The following is an 18851-nucleotide window of genomic DNA, read 5'->3' on the forward strand; positions in this document are numbered from 1 at the left end:
CACACCCCCCGTCGCGTTTGCCGGATCGGACTCAGTCCGGTGGCAGCAGGCTCGTCACGTAGTCGACGTAGCGGGCGGCCACGTTGGTGCCCAGGACCTCGGCCGCGCCGCGGAACTCAGGCGTGTGGTTGATCTCGTTGACGTAGCGGCGGCCGTCCCGGTCCTCCATCACGTCGATGCCGTAGAACCCCGGCCCGATCGCCGCGGCCGCGGCCCGCAGCAGGCGGTCGAGATCGCCGTCGACCGGGCACGGACGGGTCCTGGCCGAGCCGGCGGTGTTGGTACGCCAGTCGGCGGCCACCCGGTACACCGCGCCGATCACCTCGTCGCCGGCGACCAGGCCCCGGATGTCGCGGCCCGGCTTGTCCACGTACTCCTGAACGTAGGTGATGGCGTGCTGGGGGTTTGGCAGTGCGGCGCGGTGCTCCAGCACGCCTCGGGCCGCCTCCGGGCCGTCCAGCCGGGCGACCAGCCGCCCCCAGGAGCCGATCAGCGGCTTCACCACGCACGGGTAGCCGAATTCGTCGAGCGCGGCCAGCGCCGCCTCGGTGGTGAGCGCAACCATGCCGCGCGGCGTCGGTACGCCGGCGGCGCGCAGGGCGAGCGTCGTCTGCACCTTGTCGCCGCAGACCGCCACCGCCTGGGCCGGGTTGACCACCGGCACACCGGCGTGCTCGAGCAGACGGGCGGCGTAGAGCGCGCGGTGGTGGGAGATCTCTCGAAGGAACGCGATCCGGTAGGGCGGACGGTCGGCCGGCCCAGTGGTCTCGTGACGGAACGTCAGCCGCCGGGGATCGAGCGAATCGAACGCGACCCCACGCTGGTCGAGCGCGGCCATGAGCCACTTCTCCTCGGCCCGGATCCGCGACGCCAGCAGGGCCAGCGCCGGCGTCACCACGGCCCGTCCGCCCGGTCGCGGGCCACCGCGCGGGCGATTCGGCCCGCCGCGTCTGCCAGCACCCCGATCGACGCGGTGAACTCGGCCAGGTCGATGCGCTCCTCCTCGGTGTGGTCAAGTCTCGCGTCACCCGGGCCGTACGCCGCGATCGGCACCGACCAGGCCGGGGCGACCACATTCATGTCGCAGGTGCCGAGCTTCAGCTTGGTCGCCGGTGGACGGACCCGGTCCCGGATCGCGCCGGCCAGCGCCGACGCCACCGGGTCGGCCCGGGAGGACCGGACCGCCGGCATCCGCTCGACCACGGTGAGCCGGTCGCCGCCGGCCCGCTCATGCAGCCAACCGAGGGCCGCCTCGACGTCGAAGCCGGGCGGCGTGCGGCAGGACAGGCGCAGGGTCGCGCGCCTCGCGTCGCCGTGCAGCGCGACCAGGGTCGGGATGGCCCGGTGGAACGCACTGCCGGTCGGATGCCGGGCGACCAGCCAGGCCCGCGCGTCCTGCCAGAAGTCGGCCGCGACCTCGACCGCCTTGGCGTCCGGGCGGCTGCTGTGCACGGGGGGACGCGTCACGTCCAGCCGCAGCCGCAGGATTCCCTTGTAGCCAACCACGACCGTGTCGTATCCGCTCGGTTCGCCCACGATCACCGCGTCCGGGCGCGGACCGGTCAGCAGGTGCCGGGCACCAGGTGAGTCGCCCTCCTCGCCTACCGCGCCGACCACGGCGACCCGGTGGGTGCCGGCGCGTGCCGACCCGGCCGCCGCCCAGAGCATGGCGGCCAGCGCGCCCTTCGCGTCGACCGCGCCCCGGCCGTACAGCACGCCGTCGCGCTCGCACACGGGCAGCCGGCCGGGCACGGTGTCCAGGTGGCCGAGCATCATCACGGTCGGTCCGGCGTCGCCCGCGACCGCCACCGCGTTGCCCGCGTCGTCGCGGTGCGCCGCCAGGCCCAGGTGTCGGGCCACCCGCACGACGTAGTCGGCCAACTCGTCCTCGGCACCGGTCGGAGAGTAGATCTCCACCATGCGGCGAAGCACCGTCGCCGGTGTGATCTGTACTGTCACGACCTCCCCCATCGCCTGCACGAGTCGCGGTGATCTCCGATCGTACAGCGGCGTTCGCCAATGGACTCTCTCATCGACGCCCGCTAACGTAAGGGCTTCGGAGACCGGCCGACGGGGGCGGGAGAACAGGCGATGAAGACGGTCACGCTGGTCGAGCTGACGGCGTTCGAGAAGATCGTTCCCTTGGCCTCTGGCTACCTGTGCGGCTACGCCCGGCTCGATGCCCAGGTCGACGCGGGCTACGAGTTCCGGATCTACGACGGTCCGGTGACCCTCGACAGGGACGCGGTGCTCGCCGATCTCGTCGCCCAGGACAGCGACGTCTACGGCTTCAGCTGCTACGTATGGAACATGGGCCTGGTCCGCTGGCTGCTCGCCGAGTTGCTCGCGCGCCGGCCGGACGCCCGGTGCATCCTGGGCGGCCCACAGGTGATGAGCCACGCCCACGAGTACGCGCCCGATCGGCTGCCCAACGTGGTCGTCTGCAACGGCGAGGGCGAGAAGACGTTCCAGCGTTACCTGCGGGAGCTGCTGAACGACGAGCCGGACCTGTCCGCGGTACCGGGAATCAGCTTCTGGCGTGACGACGAGCTGGTCACCACCGAACGGCCCGAGCGCATCAAGGACCTCACCGAGATCCCGTCGCCGTACACCAGCGGGATCTACGAGCCGGGAAAGTACACGTTCGCGATCCTGGAGACCAACCGCGGCTGCCCGTACAACTGCGGGTTCTGTTTCTGGGGCGCGGCCACCAACGCGAAGGTCAATCGGTTCGAGACCGAGCGGGTGCTGGACGACATCACGTGGATGAGCGAGACCGGCTGCGTGACGATCTTCCTCGCCGACGCCAACTGGGGCATGGCCCCGCGCGACGTCGAGTTCACCCGGCACATGCTCGCGTGCCGCGAGCGCACCGGGTTCCCGATGGTGATCTCGATGAACGCGGCCAAGAACAAGCCCGACCGGGTTGCCGAGATCACCAAGCTGCTGGTCCAGGGCGGCATGCTGACCAGCCAGCCGATCTCGCTGCAGACGATGGACTCCGGCGTGCTGAAGCTCATCGACCGCAGCAACATCCGCGCCGAGACCTACACCGCCCTGCAACGCACGCTGCGCGAGCAGAACATCAGCTCGTACATCGAGATGATCTGGCCGCTGCCCGGCGAGACCGTTGCGTCGTTCCGCGAGGGCATCACCGCGCTCGCCCGTGCCCGGGCCGACACCATTCTGGTGTATCCGCAGATGCTGCTGCACAACACCCCGATATACGAGAACCGGGAGCGCTACGGGATCAGGCTGCGCCGGGTGGACGACGTCGTGGCCGAGGCGGACATCGTGGTCGGGACCAGGTGGGTCACCGAGGACGACTACCACGAGGGATCCGCCCTCTACTATGCGGTCCACGCGCTGTACAGCCTCCGCGGCCTCTACTACTTGGCCAATCACCTGGACCGCAGCGGCCGGATCAGCTTTGGAGACCTCTACGCCGAGGCTGCCCGGTACTTCGCCGGGCGGGTGGCGGACTCGCCGATCTGCCGCTTCATCGACGAGTCGGTGCACGGGCTGGGCAACTACTACCTGCTCAACGGCGGTCGGCTGGCGCACATGACGCTGCACGCGGAACGCGACCACTTCACCCGGCTGCTGACCGACTTCGTACGCACGCAGCCGTTCTGGGCCGACCCCGACGCTCGCGCCATGTTCGAGCTGGACCTCCTGGCCCGCCCGTACATCTACCGGGAAACGCCGGCCATGCCCGACTACCCGTTCACCGAGCTGGACGTGCGTCCCCGCGACGACGGGTTCGAGGTCAGCGCGCCGGAGCTGGTCGGCAGCCTGCTCAGCGAGCTCGACATGGGCGGCCGGACCGTCGACGGGCCGCTGCTGCTGCGCCACCCTGTCCGCCACAAGCTGCCCTACCTGCGGCACCGCACGCTCGACGACAACATCTCCTACTGCCAGGGCATGACGCTGCACCTGCGGGAAATGCTGCCGGAGTGGACGCTGGCCGCGACGCTCAGCGAAACACTCCGCCGTTGACGTGCAGCACCTCGCCGGTGATGTAGCCGGCGTCCGGGCTCACCAGGAACGCGACGGCGTGCGCAACGTCCTCCGGCCGGCCCACGCGGCGGACGGGCGTCTGCGCCGCGACCATCCGTTGCAGCTCCGCGAAGTCGACGCCGAGCCGGCCGGCGGTCGCCCGCGTCATCTCGGTCGCGATGTAGCCCGGACCGACCGCGTTCACGGTCACCCCGAACGGCCCGAGCTCCTGGGCGAGCCCGCGCACCAGCCCCAGCACGCCGGCCTTCGCTGCCGCGTAGTTCGCCTGGTCGCGGTTGCCCAGGACGGCGGCCACGCTGGACAGGGCGACGATCCGGCCGCCCGTACCGGCCACCAGGTAGGGACGGACCTCCCGACACATCAGGTACGCCGCGCGCAGGTTGACCGCGTGGACGACGTCCCAGTCGCCGTCGGTCATCTCGGCCAGCGGGCCGTCCCGGATCACTCCGGCGTTGTTGACCACGACGGTGGGTGGCCCGAGCCGCTCGGCGACGGCAGCGACGACGGCGCGCACCTGGACCGGGTCCGTCACGTCGGCCGGCGCCGGCAGCGCCCGGCCACCGCGCGCCGTGATGTCGGCGACGACGTGGGCGCATCCGGCCGCGTCGAGGTCGAGGACCGCCACCGCGAGGCCGTCGGCCGCCAGCCGCGCGGCGGTCGCGGCGCCGATTCCCCGGGCCGCGCCGGTGACGATCGCGACCCGCTGCGGGCCGGCGTCAGGCCAGGCCACCGGCGGCTCGCAGGTTCTGCCCGGTCAGCCAGCGGGCGTCCGGCCCGACCAGGAACGCGACCACATCGGCCACGTCGGCCGGTTGACCCAGCCGGCGTAGCGGCGTCATCGCGGCGGCCATGTCCAGCGCCTCCACCGGCTGCGAGGCGCGCAGCATGTCGGTGTCCACCGGGCCCGGCGAGACCGTGTTGACGGTAATCCTCCGCAACGACAGCTCCCGCGCGGCGACCAGGGTGAACTGCTCGAGGGCCGCCTTGCTCGCCGCGTAGAGGGCGATGCCGGGCGCGTGGAGCACGGTGTTGGTCGAGGAAATGTTCACGATGCGGCCGCCCCGGCGCATCCGACGGGCCGCCTCCTGGATCAGAAAGAACGCCGCCTTGACGTTCACCGCCATCAGACGGTCGAAATCCTCCTCGGTGCTGTCGGTGATGCTCGCGACCAGCGTTTCCCCCGCGTTGTTGACCAGCACGTCCAGGCCGCCCAGGCGCTCCTCTGCCGCGGCGAACAGGCCACGGACAGCGGCCGGGTCGGCCAGATCGACGCGGATCGCGCAGGCCCAGGCGCCCGCCTCGGTGAGTTCGGCGACGAGCTGGTCGGCCAGATGCTCACGGGTGCGGTAGCTGAAGGCAACCGCGGCGCCGTCCCGGGCCAGCCGTCGCACGACGGCTCGCCCGATGCCCCGTGAGCCGCCCGTGATCAGCGCCGTCTGTCCGCTGAGGACCCCATTCATCCGCTCCACCACTCCCGCTTCGGCTGCTCAGCCCGGCATCAGGCCGCCGGAGACCGCGATCACCTGCCCGGTGATGAAGCCCGCCCCCTCACTGACCAGGAACGCGACGGTGCAGGCGATGTCCTCGGGCTGGCCGACCCGGCGCAGCGGCGTCTGCGCGGCCACCACGCGTTGCAGTTTGTCGATGCTGACCCCGAGGTTGGCCGCGTTCGTCGCGGTCAGCTCCGTCGCGATGTACCCGGGAGCCACCGCGTTGACCGTGATGCCCTCGGGGCCGAGTTCCAGGGCCAGCGCCTTGGTCAGGCCCTGGATGCCGGCCTTGGCCGCGCAGTAGTTCGCCTGGTTGCGGGTGCCAAGCGCGGCCATGCTGGAGATGTTGACGATCCGGCCCCACCGGTCGAGGTGCGGGCGGACCTCGCGGGTGACGAGAAAGGCGCTGCGCAGGTTGGTCGCCATCACCTGGTCCCAGTCGTCCTCGGTCAACTCTTCGATCGGCGCGTCCCGGGTCAGGCCCGCGTTGTTGACCAGGATGACCGGCGGGCCGAGTTCGTCCGCTATCCGGGCGACCGCGGCCGTGACGTCCCCGTGATCGCTGACGTCGGCGGCGATCCCGAGTGCCCGCCCACCGGCTGCGGCGATCCGCGCCGCGACATCCGCGCACGCCTCGGCGTCGCGGTCCACGACGGCCACCGTGTGTCCGTCCTCGGCCAGCCGGACCGCGGTCGCGGCACCGATGCCGCGCCCACCACCGGTCACCACCGCGATCCTCGCTGCTGTGCTCATGCCGTCTCCTCTGCCGACCGCTCCCACCGGCCGGCGGCACGCCACAGCTCGGCCGGCCGACCGAACCGCAGCGCTTCCACGGCCGCCGCCCGGTAGTACCGGTGGACCGGCGCCGATCCGGTCAGGCCGAACGCGCCGTGCACGTGCACCGCTGCGGCCGTGATCTCGAGGGCCAGCTCACTCGCGTAGGCCAGCGCGCGGGTGGTGGCCAGCGCGGCCGGTGCCCCGGTGTCGGCTCGCCAGGCCGCCTCGTGCACCAGCAACCGCGCGGCTCTCAGGTGCGCGAGCTGCCGGGCCAGCGGGAAGGCGATCGCCTGGTGGCTCAGCAGGGCCTGCCCGAACTGGTGGCGCTCGGCCGCCCGCTCGACCGCCAGCCGATGCGCCCGGGCCGCCAACCCGCACAGGTAGGCGGCCTGTCGCACCCGGGCCCGGTGCAGCGGGCGGGTCGGCGGGCCGGCCGGGCCGGTGCCGGCGACCTCGGCCCAGAGGGAGCCCGATCGCCGGTGCACCGCCCGCAACCTGCCCGCGCCGTCCACCGCCACCATCACGTCGGCGTCGTCGGCGCCGCCCGACAGCGTCACCCGCACCGTGCCGGCGGCGACCTCCGCGCACCGGTCCCCGGTGGGCGCCGCGTCGTCGGCGCCGAGTAGGTCGACGAGGAGCGCGGCGGCGCGGTACCCGTCCGGCGCGGCCCGGCGGCCCAGCTCGTCGCAGACCACGACGGCGTACCCCAGCCCCAGCTCCAGGCCGCCGGCTGCGGCCGGGGCCTCCAGCGCGTACACCTGGAGGCCGGTCAGGCAATTGTGGACCGGGCCCGGGTGCGCGGCATCGCCGCACCGATCCAGTTCCCCGCCCACCGCCCGGCCGAGGGCCAGCTGATCCGCGTCGAGTTCGAGGTCCATGTCAGCCTTCCGCTGCCACGGCATCGGTCAACTGCTCGGCCAACGTGCGCAGCATCATCTCGGAGGTGCCGCCGGCCAGCGTCAGGCCCGGCGCCTCCCGGTAGGCCCGGTCGACGTCGGCCGGAAGCCGTCCGTCGTCGTCGAGGCCGTGCCGCGACAGCGCCCACCTCGCCACCGTGGCGGCGAGTTCGCTGCCGTACCACTTGGCGACCGGAGCCCGCGTCGGGTCGGCGTCGCCGCCCGCTGCGGCCAGCGAGGCCTGCCAGGCCAGTAGCCGGGCGGCGGCCACCCTGGCGCCGTAGCGTCCGGTCCGCTCCAGTTCGTCGGGATCGTCGGGGGTGGCCCTACCGGCCAGGTCGAACCAGCGGGCGGCGCGCAGCGCGAAGTCGAAGCCGGTGCGCTCGAAGGCGAGCGCGCGGGTCAGCAGGGCGAACCCGTCGTCGAGTTCGCCGATCAGGGCAGCCCGGCCGACCGCGACACCGTCGAGGTGGACGAGGGTGAACTGCTCGTCGGGCAGGCTCGGCATCCGTTCGATCCGGACGCCCGGCGCGCGGAGGTCGACCAGGAAGAGGCTGAGACCGCCGTACCGCGTCGAGGCGGGCGAGGTGCGGACCGCGCACAGCCCGACGTCGCAGCGTTCACTCAGGTTGAACGCCTTGCTGCCGGTGATGCGGAATCCGTCGGACACTGGCTCGGCGGCCGTGGTCAGGGCGCCGAGGTCGGAGCCGGCCCCGGGCTCGGTGTAGAGGACGCTGGCGAAGATCTCACCGCGCGCGAGCCGCGGCAGCAGGTCGTCGCGCTGGTCGTCGCGGCCGCATGACAGGATCAACTGCCCCACCGTCAAGATGCTGTTGACCAGCAGGGTGTCCGGGACGCCGGCCCGCACCAGCTCCTCGACGGCGATGGCGCCGCACCGCGCGTCGCCACCACCGCCGCCGTAGCGTCGGGGCCAGTGCGGGGCTAGCAGGCCCGCCGCGCCAAGGAACCGATAGAGCGGCCGCTCGTCGCGCTCACCGGGCTCGGCATGGGCGAAACCGGCGAGAAGCTCGATCGCCTCCGGCGCTGCGAGGACGGCGCGGACTCGGTCGCGGAACTCCACGTCCGAGGCCGTGGGGCCGAAATCCATTGCGCCACCGCCTGTTCCCCGTCGACGTCGCCTGCGGAGTATAGCAATAATGCAAATATTTGCGGGGGTAGATGGTGGCCGGAGCGGCGGGCTAGACTCCACGCGTTGTCTTCCGCGGGGAGGAGACCGGGCGGGATGTCTCGCGTCATCGAGCGGGCGGCGTCACCTGCGCGCGACTCGCTGGCGACCAGGCGCGATGCGTTCCTCCGCCGGATCCACGCCATCGCCGCGCCGTCGGCGCCCGGCCACACCGGCGCGGCCACGACGGCAGAGCAACCCACCCGCTTTCCCGAGGCGACCGCGACCGGCCCCGCGCCGCCACCGCGCCGGGTGCGCTGCGTGACGGTGGTTCCCGCCGACACCGATCCCGGTCCGCTGCTGGCGGCGGTGGTCTCCACGCTGGGCCGGTACACCGGGTGGCCGCGAGTCGCGATCGGGCTGATCCGCCGCACCGGCGGCCGCGCCCTGCGCGGCGCGCTGGACGTGACGATCGAGCGGGGCGACACACTGGCCACGATCGCCGCCCGGCTGACCCACGTGCCCCCGGCACTCGATGCGGCCCCCCGGCCGGTGACCGTGCGGCTGCGGACGCCCGGCGACCTGCTCGACGACGGGATCGTCGACGGCCTGGTCATCGAGGCGCTCCCGGCCGCCGGCCGGCTGACCGCCGAGTTCGAATCTGACCGGCACGACCACGACACCGTCGCCCGGTTTTTACGCCACTGCGCCCGCACCCTCGATCAACCGCCCGACACCCCGGTTTTCGAGGTGCCACTGCCCGGGCCGAGCGAGGTGCCGCCGTGGACCGGTGCCACGCAGCCGCCCGACGGGGTCACGCTGGTGGACCTGTTCGAGGCGACCGCCGCCCGCCACCCCGACCGCCCGGCCGTCGGCCCGCTCAGCTACGCCCGGCTGGCCACCGAGGCCCGCCGGCTGGGTCAGCACCTGCGCGCCACGGTCGCGGCCGGCCCCGAGGACCGGATCGGCGTACTGATCAGCCGTGGCGACCCCCGCTGGGTGATCGCCTGCCTCGGCGTGCTCTACGCCGGCGCGGCCTGGGTCCCACTCGACCCGGACACTCCGCCCGCCCGGGTCTCGGCGCTGCTCGACCGGGCCACTGTGAAGACCACCATCACCGACGGCCGGCTGGCCGCGCACCTGGCCGGCCGGCCGGTGGTCGACCTCGACACCGAGGCGGGGCCGATCGCCGCCGCCGCCGACGCCCGACCGGCCGGGCCGGTCTACGCGGGCAACGCGGCCTACGTCATCCACACCTCCGGCAGCACCGGTACGCCCAAGGGCGTGATTGTGCCCCACGCCCCAGTCGTCAACTTCGTGCGGGCGATGGCCCGGCTCTTCGCCCTGACGCCGGCGGACCGCATCCTGCAGTACGCCTCCCCCGGCTTCGACGTGTGGGTGCAGGAGGTGTTCACCGCGCTGCTCACCGGCGCCTCGGTCTGGCCGGTCGGCGATGCGCAGCGGCTCTCCCTCGAGGAGTTGTCGCGTGCGCTCGAACGCGACCGGATCACCGTGGCCGAGTTGCCACCGGCCCTGATGGAGTCGATGGATGCCGACCGCTTCCCGGATCTGCGCATCGCCTCGGTGGGCGGTGAGGCGTTCCCGGCGTCGCTGGTAGCCCGCTGGCGGACCCCGCGGCGGCGGGTCGTCAACGGGTACGGACCGACCGAGGCGACCATCGGCGTCATCTACCACGACTGTCCCGCCGAGCTGCGGTCCGCGCCGCCGATCGGCCGGCCCGTCGACCAGCACCGGGCCCACGTACTCGACAGCCGGTTACGGCCGGTGCCGCTAGGCGCGATCGGCGAACTCTATCTGGGCGGTGCCGGACTGGCCCGCGGATACCTGGGCGATCCGGCCGCGACCGCGGCGGCGTTCGTCGCCGACCCGTTCGGGCCGCCCGGCGTCCGGCTCTACCGCACCGGCGACCTGGTCCGCCAGGACGGGGCCGGCGAGTTGATCTTCGTGGGCCGCCGCGACCGCCAGGCCAAGGTGCACGGCCAGCGGGTCGAGCTGGGCGAGATCGAGGCCGCGCTGGCTGCGCACCCGGGCGTCCGCCGGGCCGTGGCCGACCTCGCCGACGAACGGCTCTCCGCCTACCTGGTGGCCGACCGACCGCTGGACCCGGCCGCGCTGCGCCGCCACCTCGGCGAGCGCCTGCCCGGCTACATGGTGCCGGGCCGGCTCGTCCAGGTCGCCGCGATCCCGGTCAACGCCAACGGGAAGATCGACCGGACTGCGCTGGCGTCGGCCTTCCCCGCGCCGGCCGCCGCGCCGTCGACGGCCGAGCCGGCCCACGGCATCGCCGCCATCGTCCTACGGTTGTTCGAGGAGTGCCTGCGACAGCCGCTGCCGGAGCCGGCCGAAACCGCCAACTTCTTCGCCGCCGGCGGTACAAGCCTGCAGGTCATCCGCCTGCTGAATCGCGTACGCCAGGAGCTCGGGGTCGATGTGCCTGTCCTACGGTTCCTGCGCGATCCGACACCGGCGACGTTGTCCACGCTGGTCGGCGCGGGTGCGGACACCAGCCGTCTGGTCCGGGCCCCGGACGGGGCCGAGGTGCCGCTGTCGGCCGGGCAGCGCGGCCTCTGGTTCCTCGACCGGCTCGGCGCCGACCCGGCGGCCTTCCACGTGCTGGAGGCCCACCTCCTGCTCGGGCCACTCGACCCGCGGGCGCTGCGGCGGGCGGGCGAGTCGCTGGTCCGCCGGCACGAGATGCTGCGCACGCGGATCACCGTCCAGGACGGGATCCCCTCGCTGCGGTTGGATCCCGCCGGCTCGTTGGACTGGGAGCAGGTCGAGCTGGCCGACGTCGACCGGCTGCCGGAGGTGCTGCGCGAGCTGTGGTCCCGGCCGTTCGACCTGGGCGCCGGGCGGCTGATGCGGGTCACCCTGATCCGGCTCGGCGCCCACGAGCACGTGCTCTGCCTGGTGGCCCACCACCTGGCCTCGGACGCCCGGTCGACCGAGGTGCTCTTCGAGGAGCTCAGCCACGAATACCCGGCGGCCGACGCGGCCCTCCCGGCGCCGGACGCGCGGTACGCCGACTTCGCCTGGTGGGAACGGGAACGGCTGGCCAGCGGCGCGCTGGACGACCAGCTGGCCTACTGGCGCGAACGACTCGCCGGCCTCCCGCCCACCATCGAGCTGCCGCTGGACCGTCCCCGGCCGACGGTTCCATGCCACGGCGGCGACACCGTGCGCTTCGAGGTGGCGGCGGAGGTGACCGAGCGGGCCCGGGCGATCAGCCGCGAGGCGGGCACCACGCTGTTCGTCACGCTGCTCACCGGATTCGTGGCGTTGCTCGCCCGATACTCGCGTACCGGCGACGTGGTCATCGGCACGCCGGTCGCCAACCGCACCCGTCCGGAACTCGACCGGACCGTCGGGTTCGTCGCGAACATGGTGGTGCTGCGCCAGGACTGCACGGCCGACCCCACATTCCGCAACCTGCTCGACGCGGTCAAGGACACCACGCTGTCGGCGTTCGCGCACCAGGAGCTTCCGTTCGAGCGGCTGGTGGAGCACCTCGAACCGGCGCGCGACCTGGGCCGCAACCCGCTCTTCCAGGTCACCTTCCAGAGCTATGAGGAGCCGGGCGCCCGCCTGCGGCTGACCGGCCTGCGCACCCGAGGGGTACCGGTCGCCGCCCCGGCCAGCCAGTTCGACCTGTCCCTGGTGGTCCAGGAGGGCGTCGACGGCCGACTCACCGGCAGCCTCGTCTACCGGACCGCCCTGTTCGACCGGTCGACCGCAGCCCGGGTGGCCGGGCACTACCGCACGCTGCTGGCCGACGGGCTGGCCCGGCCGGACCAGCGGATCTCCCGGCTCGATCTGCTCTCCGCCGCCGAGCGCGACGAGCTGCTCGTCGCCGGTAGCGGTCCCGGAGATGTCGCCGCGCCGACGGTGGACGTGCTGGTCGCGGCGCACGCCGCGGCCCGACCGGACGCCGTCGCCGTGGTGGACGCAGGGTGCACGCTGACCTACGGCGAACTCGACGCCGCGGCGAACCGGCTGGCCCACCGGCTGCACCGGGACGGGGCCGGCCCGGGCTGCCGGGTCGGTGTCTTCCTGGACCGGGGCGCGGACCTGGTCGTCACGCTGCTGGCCGTCCTGAAGTCGGGCGCCGCCTACGTGCCGATCGAGCCGACCTACCCGCCGGCCCGGGTCGGATTCATGCTGACCGACAGCGGCGCGGCGGTGGTGGTCACGGAGCGGTCACTGGCCGGCACGCTGCCCGACGGGACGCCCCAGATCCTGCTCGACGAGCCGCCCCCGGAGGAGCCAGGCCTCCTCCCGGACGCTCCACCGGTCCGGCCCGACCCGGATGACCTCGCCTACCTGATGTACACCTCCGGCTCCACCGGCCGGCCCAAGGGCGTGGCGGTGCCGCACCGCGCGGTGACCCGGCTGGTGCGCGGTCTGGACCGGCTACGGGTCGGCGCCGAGGACACGTTCCTGATGCTCGCGCCGGTGGCGTTCGACGCGTCCACACTGGAGGTTTGGGCGCCGCTCAGCCTTGGCGGCCGACTGGTGGTCCACCCGCCCGGCGCGGTCGACCCGAAAGGGCTGGGCGAGCTGCTGCGCCGCGAGGCGGTGAGCGTGCTGTGGCTCACCGCGGCGCTCACCAACCTCGTCGTCGACACCGTCCCGGCCGCTCTGGCTCCACTGCGGCTGCTGATCACCGGCGGTGAGGCGTTGTCCGCCCCACACATCCGACGGCTCGCGGCCGCGCATCCGCACATGCTCATCGTCAACGGGTACGGCCCGACCGAGACCACGACGTTCGCCACCATCCACCCGGTGGCCGCCACCACCGACGCGACCTCGATACCGATCGGACGGCCGATCGGTGGCACCCGCGTCCACGTGTTGGACGGGCGGCTGCGGCACGTGCCGGCCGGCATCGCCGGTGAGCTGTACATCGGAGGCGCCGGCCTGGCGCGCGGCTACCATGGGCAGCCGGGCCGGACGGCCGAACGTTTCGTCGCGGATCCGTTCGGTGCGCCCGGCACGCGGCTCTACCGGACCGGCGACCTCGTCCGGTGGACCACGGATGGCGTGCTGGAGTTCCTCGGCCGGGTCGACGACCAGCTCAAGATGCGCGGATTCCGGATCGAGCCGGGCGAGATCGTGGCCGAGCTGAACCGGCATCCGGCCGTGCACGACTCCTTCGTCCTTCCCCGTGGCGGCGGGATCACGACCGAGCTTGTCGCGCACGTGGTGACGACCGAGGAGCCGGCGGTGCTGGCTGCCCACCTGCGGGAACGGCTGCCGTCCTTCATGGTGCCGACCGCCTGGGTCCGCACCGACGCGCTGCCGCTGACGGCCAGCGGCAAGGTGGACCGCGAGGCGCTGCGCCGCCGCGGGCAGGACGTCGACCGGGCGGCAGAACACCTGCCGCCGCGCACCGGGGCCGAGATCCGCGTGGCCGAGGTGTGGTCGCGGGTCCTCGGCTGCGGGCGGGTGGGTGCCCTCGACGACTTCTTCGCCCTCGGCGGCAACTCGCTGCTGGCGACACGGATGGCCGCCCTGGTCGGCAAGTTGTTCGGAGTGGAGCTGCCGCTGATCACGGTGTTCCGGCATCCGACCGTGGCCGAACTCGCGGCCGAACTCGACCGGCGGCACACCGACTCGGCCCCGGCCGGGCCCGCGGTGGCACGTGCCCCCGACGGCCGCCCGGCGCCGCTGACGCCCGGCCAGCGCGCGCTGTGGTTCCTAGACCAGTTACGGCCCGGTGTGCCCGCCTACAACGTGCCACTGGTCGTCCGTCTGACCGGCGAACTCGATGTCGAGGCACTCCGCGCCGCGGTGACCCGGACGGTCACGCGGCACGAGGTGCTGCGCTCGGCCTTCGTCCTGGACGACGAGCACGGGCCGGTCCAGCGGGTCCGCGAGCCGGAGTGCGTCGCGCCGGTCCTCGACGACGCGTCGGACCGGCCGCTCGCCGAGGCCCGCCGGGTCGCCGAGAAGGCGGCCGCCTCGGACGCGGCCGAGCCGATCCCGCTCGCGACCGGGCCGCTGATCCGGGTGCGTCTGGTCCGCGTCGCGCCCCGTGAGCATCTGCTGGCGCTGACCGTGCACCACGCGGCGTTCGACGGCTGGTCGGTCGGCGTGCTGTGGGACGAGTTGCGCGCCGGTTACCTCGGCCGGCCGCTGCCGCCGCTGCCGGCCCAGGCCCGTGACATCGTCCCCGCCACCCGCCCATCCGACCTGGCCTACTGGCGCCGGCAGTTGGCCGGGGTCCCGCTGGTGACACTGCCGCCCGACCGGTCACGGCCCCGTCGCCTGTCCGGCCATGGTGACCGGCTGTGTTTCCCGGTGCTGCCCGCGGCCGGGGCGACCCGGCTCGCCGAGTTCGCCCGGCAGCAGCGGGTCACCGAGTTCATGGTGCTGGCCACCGTGCTGTTCACCGTGCTCGCTGCGGCAAGCGGGGCGAGCGACCTGGCGATCGGGACGCCGGTGTCCGGGCGTCGGCGCCCGGAGGCCGACCCGCTCATCGGATTCTTCGCCAACACCGTGGTGCTGCGGGTCGACCTGAGCGGTGACCCGGCGTTCGCCGCCGTGCTGCGCCGGGTTCGGGAGGTCACGCTCGCCGCCTTCGCCCATCAGGACGTGCCCTTCGAGGCCGTGGTGGAGGACCTCAACCCGACTCGCGGGCCGGGTCATTCCCCGCTGTTTCAGGTAATTTTCTCGGTGCGTGACGACCGCGGGCGCGGGCTCGACCTGCCGGGCATCGAGGCCGAGACCGTTGAGGTCCAGAACGGAACAGCCAAGTTCGATATCGATGTCACGATCGTGCGCGGCGACGACCGGGTCGACGGCACCGTCGAGTTCAGCACCGACCTGTACGACGCGACCACGGTCGCGGCGTTCGCCGAGAACTACCGGGCGCTCCTGGACACCGTCCTGGCGAGCCCGGAGACACCAACCCATGTCAACAATGCCGCAGGAGGACAATCATGACCGCCGAACCGACCGCCGGCCCCGGTGCCGGTACGGAGCAGATCGTGCTGCGTATCTGGTCCGGCGTCCTCAAGAGGGACAGCACCGACGGCGACGAAGACTTCTTCGCCATCGGCGGCAACTCGATGACGGCCACGCTGGCCATCTACAAGCTGCGCGAGGAGTTCGGGGTCGAACTGCCGCTCATGCTGATCTTCGAGAACCCGACCGCGGTCGAACTGGCCAAGGCGATTGACGAACTGGTCGCGCAGAAGGGCTGAGTCGGCGATCGATGCGGGGGACTATCCGTTGTGGAACAGTCCGGCGATGAACGGTACCGGAAGACCCTGTCCCCGTCGGTCATGCTGGCCGATGGCTGCGACGTTCGGATACGCGACAGTGGCGGGCGGTGGTTCCTGGACGCCCGGTCCGGGCTGTGGAACGTCACCCTCGGTTACGACCACCCAGCCGTCCCCGAAGCGATCAAGCGCCAGGTCGACGCGCTCCCGTACGCCACTCTGATCGGCTACGGGCGGCCGGCAGCGATCGCGGTGACGGCCGCCAACGCCCTTCTCCCGCACCTTCCGCGGCACCTGAACAAGGTTCGATACTGCAGCAACGGCTCCCAGGCGAATGAGACGCGGTGTTGCTGTCCCGGCTCCTGCACCGGGCGGCCGGCCAGCCGGACCGGACGGCGGTGCTCGGCATGTGGCGCGGCTTCCTCGGACTCGGCGCCGCCGGCGGCGCGCTCACCGGCCTGCCCTACGTCCACCGGCAGGCCGGCCACTGCTGCCGGACGTGCGCCACGCGCCCGGCCCGTTCGAGCCGATGGGTGACGGATCGCGCAGCGACCTGGAGCGCACCATCGAAGACTACGGGCCCGAGCGGGTCGCCGCGGTGGTGGTGGAGCCGATCGTCGGCGAGGGCGGCCACGTCCTCGGCGCAGACTATCCTCCTGCTCGGCAAGGGCCTGACCTCCGGGTACGCGCCGCTCGCCGCGGTGGTGCTGTCCGACGAGAAATTCGCGTATACGGCGGCCTGACCATCGCCCTGCTGCACGCGAACCGCCCCGGTCTGCGTGGGATGGCCGAGCAGCTCGCGGTGGCCGCCAGGAGTACGGTCAGGTCCGCGCTACCGGCGGACTGACCAGCAGCGGCAACGAACGGATTCGGCTCGCCTGGGCCGTCGTCTCCTCGTCCTCGACGCCCGGCTGGTCGCCGCCGCCGTCGTGCGCTCCGAGTACGAGGCTGAGCATCCGATCGTTCTCGACGAAGATCATCCCGTGGTCGCGAAGCCAGGCCAGCCGTACGTCGAGGTCAGCAGGGTCGTCCGGCCACTGCGCGGCGAGTTGGTCCGGCCGGGTCGGCGACGACAGCCGGCGCAGGAGCCACACGGTGGCGTCGTCGACCCGGTGGGTGTGCGTGGTACCCGACCGGGAGTCGTGGATCAGCCAGCCGTCCGAGCCGACGAGCCGCAGATCGCGCGGCGCCGGGCCCGCCGTCGACCCGGACCAGGCACCGCGCCACCGCGCAACGAGATCCCGTAGCACACCGTGGTGTTTCGCCGACTCGACCTGGTACGGCGCGATGCTGTGATCGGCGAAGAAGTAGGCGAGACTGGCGAGATCATCGACGTCGAAGGGGTAGGTGAGTCCGTAGTAGTCCATCGGATGCAGGTCGAGTCCGTATTCGTGCCGGCGGTTGAAGTACGGACTGAAGCGGTCGAAGCGCACCAAATAGACGCCGTGCGGCGGCGAGAGATGCGTGAGGAGCGGCAGGTCGACGCGGTATTTCTCGTACACCGACTCCGGCTCGCCGGGGAACCCGATGAGCAGGTTCCAGTCCGGCTCGATGCCGAACTCGCGGCAGTTCTTGAGGAACTGCAGGTTCTGGAAGACGGTGGTGCCCTTGCCCATCAGCCTCAGCGTGGAGGTCGCCAGCGCCTCGATGCCCGGCTGGACGGTGGTGACACCGGCCTTGGCCATCGTCGCCATGTCCTGGCGGCTGAGCGGCAGCTTCACCTCGTAGTAGATGTACGCACCCGGCGGCGGGGTCAGGTGCGGGAACACATCGCGGGTGTAGTTCCGGGGCATGACGTTGTCGGTGCAGTGGAAGGCCGCGCAGGTGGGGGCGAAGGTGAAGAGCCAGTTGAACTGTTCCAGGGCGGTCGGGGCCGCCATCGAGCGGTAGTTCATGCTCTGGCCGTTGAGGCCGCAGAACGTACAGTGCGAACGCTGCCCCCACCAACAGCCCCGGGAGGTCTCGAAGAACAGCGTCGGTTCGGCCGCGCTGGTGGCCTCCAGGGTGGGGTGGTCGGCCAGCGCCGTCAGGAACGCGCTGTAGTCGGGTGGGAAGAAGTCGTCGATATCGTGGCCGGTGCCGATCGCGTCCCGGTATCTGGGGTCCGTGCAGTTCCGCCGGGACAGGATGCCCCTTACGGAGTCGACCTCGGACAGGCTGGAATCGATCCGGTACCTCAGGAACGTCGCGAACGTGTCGAGCGCTGGACCGGAGAAGACGTAGTCGAGCGACGGCACTCGGGCGGCGAGAACGCCGCCCATCGGTGCCTCGCAGTTCGCGCCTCCCATGATGGTGACGACGCCCGGATTCCGCTGCTTGATCATCGTCGCCAGCGCGATGCTCGGCCCGTTCTGAGCGAACATCGAGGTGAATCCCACGATGTCGGCCTCGTCGAGGCGGTGCTTGGTGATGAGGTCGGCGCAGACGTCGGGAAGGCTGGTGCGACACTCCAGGATGAGGTTGCGGAACTCCGCCCACCGATCCCCCCGATAGAAACGGCGGAAGTACTCCTCCGTGTTGTCCGGGGCGTCCGGAAAAGCGAGATCGCGGAAGAGCCAGTCCCCCACCCCGGTGTGCAGATGATCGAGAAGCTCCGAGATGGACTCGTAGGTCGCAGCGCCGAGGTATTCGGCGAAGTCGACGTTCAGGTAGTGGACGTCGACCGAGACCTCGTCCCGGAAGTCGCGTTGAATGAGAGCCGAGAGTTGACTGAGCGCGAATGATGGTCGGTTCCATGCGGCGAACGGCATGTTCACCAGGGCTACCCGCAACACACGAACTCCTTGTCTGACCGAGTCCTCGTCGGTCGGATCTGCTGGGGTTCTGGTCGGGGCGGGCACGCCGCATCTTCGCCACGATGTCGCCAAGCTCCCCGTAGGTGGAGTTGCCGAACACAGCGCGAAACGGCAGCGCCACGCCGCTGAGGTCGCGGATGGACGCGACCAGTCGTACCGCCGTGAGGGAGGTCACCACCGGCGAAAAAGGAGTCCTCCTCCGGCTCGTTGGGTGCGGCCCCGAGCAACTCGGCCCACGCCCGTCCCACCACGTCTATCGCTGTCCCGATCTCCTCTGTCGCGACGGATCCGGACCCACCACTGTCCGACGCGGAGTCAGCGGGGATATCGGCCGACGACATCGTCATACTTCCGGATCTTACTCACGGCGAGCGGGATCAGAAGCCTGTGCCGGTGCGGCCGCCGTTGGCAACCGGCCGTTTCGCTGGGCCGCGTACGCGAGCACCTGGCGCCGAACCTGGAAATCTCCGATCAGGTCCTCGCCCCTGCGGACTTCGGTGGTC

13 protein-coding genes are annotated in these 18851 nt (G+C 72.1%); 5 read left to right on the top strand and 8 right to left on the bottom strand.

What is annotated here, in order from left to right; genetic code table 11:
• Positions 1-31: 31 nt before the first annotated feature.
• A complete protein-coding gene (gene lysX, locus ABNF97_RS23895; protein ID WP_349339863.1) occupies positions 32-898 on the bottom strand; it encodes a lysine biosynthesis protein LysX in 867 nt (288 codons plus the stop codon).
• Positions 892-1959 (bottom strand): M20/M25/M40 family metallo-hydrolase, encoded by a 1068-nt coding sequence (locus ABNF97_RS23900; protein WP_349339864.1) that lies wholly within the window; start codon positions 1957-1959, stop codon positions 892-894. Before ABNF97_RS23900 ends, lysX begins: the two co-directional genes overlap by 7 nt.
• 132 nt (positions 1960-2091) lie before the next feature.
• Here ABNF97_RS23900 and ABNF97_RS23905 point away from each other — a divergent pair, with 132 nt between their 5' ends.
• Positions 2092-3999: a B12-binding domain-containing radical SAM protein gene (locus tag ABNF97_RS23905; RefSeq protein WP_349339865.1), complete on the top strand. Its 1908-nt coding sequence runs from the start codon at positions 2092-2094 to the stop codon at positions 3997-3999.
• Here ABNF97_RS23905 and fabG (ABNF97_RS23910) read toward each other — a convergent pair.
• From fabG (ABNF97_RS23910) to ABNF97_RS23930, 5 genes are read right to left on the bottom strand one after another with little or no spacing between them, the layout of a single operon-like run.
• Positions 3977-4750: a 3-oxoacyl-ACP reductase FabG gene (gene fabG / locus ABNF97_RS23910; protein WP_349339866.1), complete on the bottom strand. Its 774-nt coding sequence runs from the start codon at positions 4748-4750 to the stop codon at positions 3977-3979. The genes ABNF97_RS23905 and fabG (ABNF97_RS23910) overlap by 23 nt on opposite strands.
• A complete protein-coding gene (locus ABNF97_RS23915; protein WP_349339867.1) occupies positions 4737-5480 on the bottom strand; it encodes a glucose 1-dehydrogenase in 744 nt (247 codons plus the stop codon). The genes fabG (ABNF97_RS23910) and ABNF97_RS23915 overlap by 14 nt, the downstream gene beginning before the upstream one ends.
• A gap of 27 nt (positions 5481-5507) precedes the next feature.
• Positions 5508-6263, bottom strand: coding sequence for a 3-oxoacyl-ACP reductase FabG (gene fabG / locus ABNF97_RS23920; RefSeq protein WP_349339868.1), 756 nt, complete (start codon positions 6261-6263; stop codon positions 5508-5510).
• Complete coding sequence (locus ABNF97_RS23925) at positions 6260-7189, bottom strand: acyl-CoA dehydrogenase family protein (RefSeq protein WP_349339869.1); 930 nt, start codon at positions 7187-7189, stop codon at positions 6260-6262. Before ABNF97_RS23925 ends, fabG (ABNF97_RS23920) begins: the two co-directional genes overlap by 4 nt.
• Positions 7167-8291 (bottom strand): acyl-CoA dehydrogenase family protein, encoded by a 1125-nt coding sequence (locus ABNF97_RS23930; RefSeq protein ID WP_349339870.1) that lies wholly within the window; start codon positions 8289-8291, stop codon positions 7167-7169. Before ABNF97_RS23930 ends, ABNF97_RS23925 begins: the two co-directional genes overlap by 23 nt.
• Positions 8292-8426: 135 nt before the next feature.
• Here ABNF97_RS23930 and ABNF97_RS23935 point away from each other — a divergent pair, with 135 nt between their 5' ends.
• The 4 genes from ABNF97_RS23935 (at position 8427) to ABNF97_RS23945 (ending at position 16400) form a co-directional block, all read left to right on the top strand.
• On the top strand, positions 8427-15275 hold the full coding sequence (locus tag ABNF97_RS23935) for a non-ribosomal peptide synthetase (RefSeq protein WP_349339871.1): 6849 nt from the start codon (positions 8427-8429) through the stop codon (positions 15273-15275).
• Positions 15272-15535 (top strand): phosphopantetheine-binding protein, encoded by a 264-nt coding sequence (locus ABNF97_RS23940; RefSeq protein WP_349339872.1) that lies wholly within the window; start codon positions 15272-15274, stop codon positions 15533-15535. The genes ABNF97_RS23935 and ABNF97_RS23940 overlap by 4 nt, the downstream gene beginning before the upstream one ends.
• A gap of 81 nt (positions 15536-15616) precedes the next feature.
• The gene (locus ABNF97_RS34285) at positions 15617-16090 is read left to right on the top strand and encodes an aminotransferase class III-fold pyridoxal phosphate-dependent enzyme (RefSeq protein ID WP_502930543.1); all 474 of its coding nucleotides are present in this window, start codon (positions 15617-15619) and stop codon (positions 16088-16090) included.
• On the top strand, positions 16053-16400 hold the full coding sequence (locus tag ABNF97_RS23945) for a hypothetical protein (RefSeq protein ID WP_349339873.1): 348 nt from the start codon (positions 16053-16055) through the stop codon (positions 16398-16400). Before ABNF97_RS34285 ends, ABNF97_RS23945 begins: the two co-directional genes overlap by 38 nt.
• Here ABNF97_RS23945 and ABNF97_RS23950 read toward each other — a convergent pair.
• Positions 16375-18327 carry a RiPP maturation radical SAM C-methyltransferase gene (locus ABNF97_RS23950; protein WP_349339874.1) on the bottom strand — a complete coding sequence of 651 codons (1953 nt, stop codon included), beginning with the start codon at positions 18325-18327 and terminating at the stop codon, positions 16375-16377. The genes ABNF97_RS23945 and ABNF97_RS23950 overlap by 26 nt on opposite strands.
• Positions 18328-18851 lie beyond the last annotated feature (524 nt).

The organism is Plantactinospora sp. B6F1, assembly GCF_040120695.1.
Taxonomy (GTDB): Bacteria; Actinomycetota; Actinomycetes; order Mycobacteriales; family Micromonosporaceae; genus Plantactinospora.

Bases quoted from the DNA above. Each gene is read 5' to 3' on its own strand.
- ABNF97_RS23905 (WP_349339865.1), top strand. From the start codon at position 2,092: ATGAAGACGGTCACGCTGGTCGAGCTGACGGCGTTCGAGAAGATCGTT.
- ABNF97_RS23915 (WP_349339867.1), bottom strand. From the start codon at position 5,480: ATGAATGGGGTCCTCAGCGGACAGACGGCGCTGATCACGGGCGGCTCA.
- fabG (WP_349339868.1), bottom strand. From the start codon at position 6,263: ATGAGCACAGCAGCGAGGATCGCGGTGGTGACCGGTGGTGGGCGCGGC.
- ABNF97_RS23940 (WP_349339872.1), top strand. From the start codon at position 15,272: ATGACCGCCGAACCGACCGCCGGCCCCGGTGCCGGTACGGAGCAGATC.
- ABNF97_RS23925 (WP_349339869.1), bottom strand. From the start codon at position 7,189: ATGCCGTGGCAGCGGAAGGCTGACATGGACCTCGAACTCGACGCGGAT.
- ABNF97_RS34285 (WP_502930543.1), top strand. From the start codon at position 15,617: ATGCTGGCCGATGGCTGCGACGTTCGGATACGCGACAGTGGCGGGCGG.
- ABNF97_RS23935 (WP_349339871.1), top strand. From the start codon at position 8,427: ATGTCTCGCGTCATCGAGCGGGCGGCGTCACCTGCGCGCGACTCGCTG.
- ABNF97_RS23930 (WP_349339870.1), bottom strand. From the start codon at position 8,291: ATGGATTTCGGCCCCACGGCCTCGGACGTGGAGTTCCGCGACCGAGTC.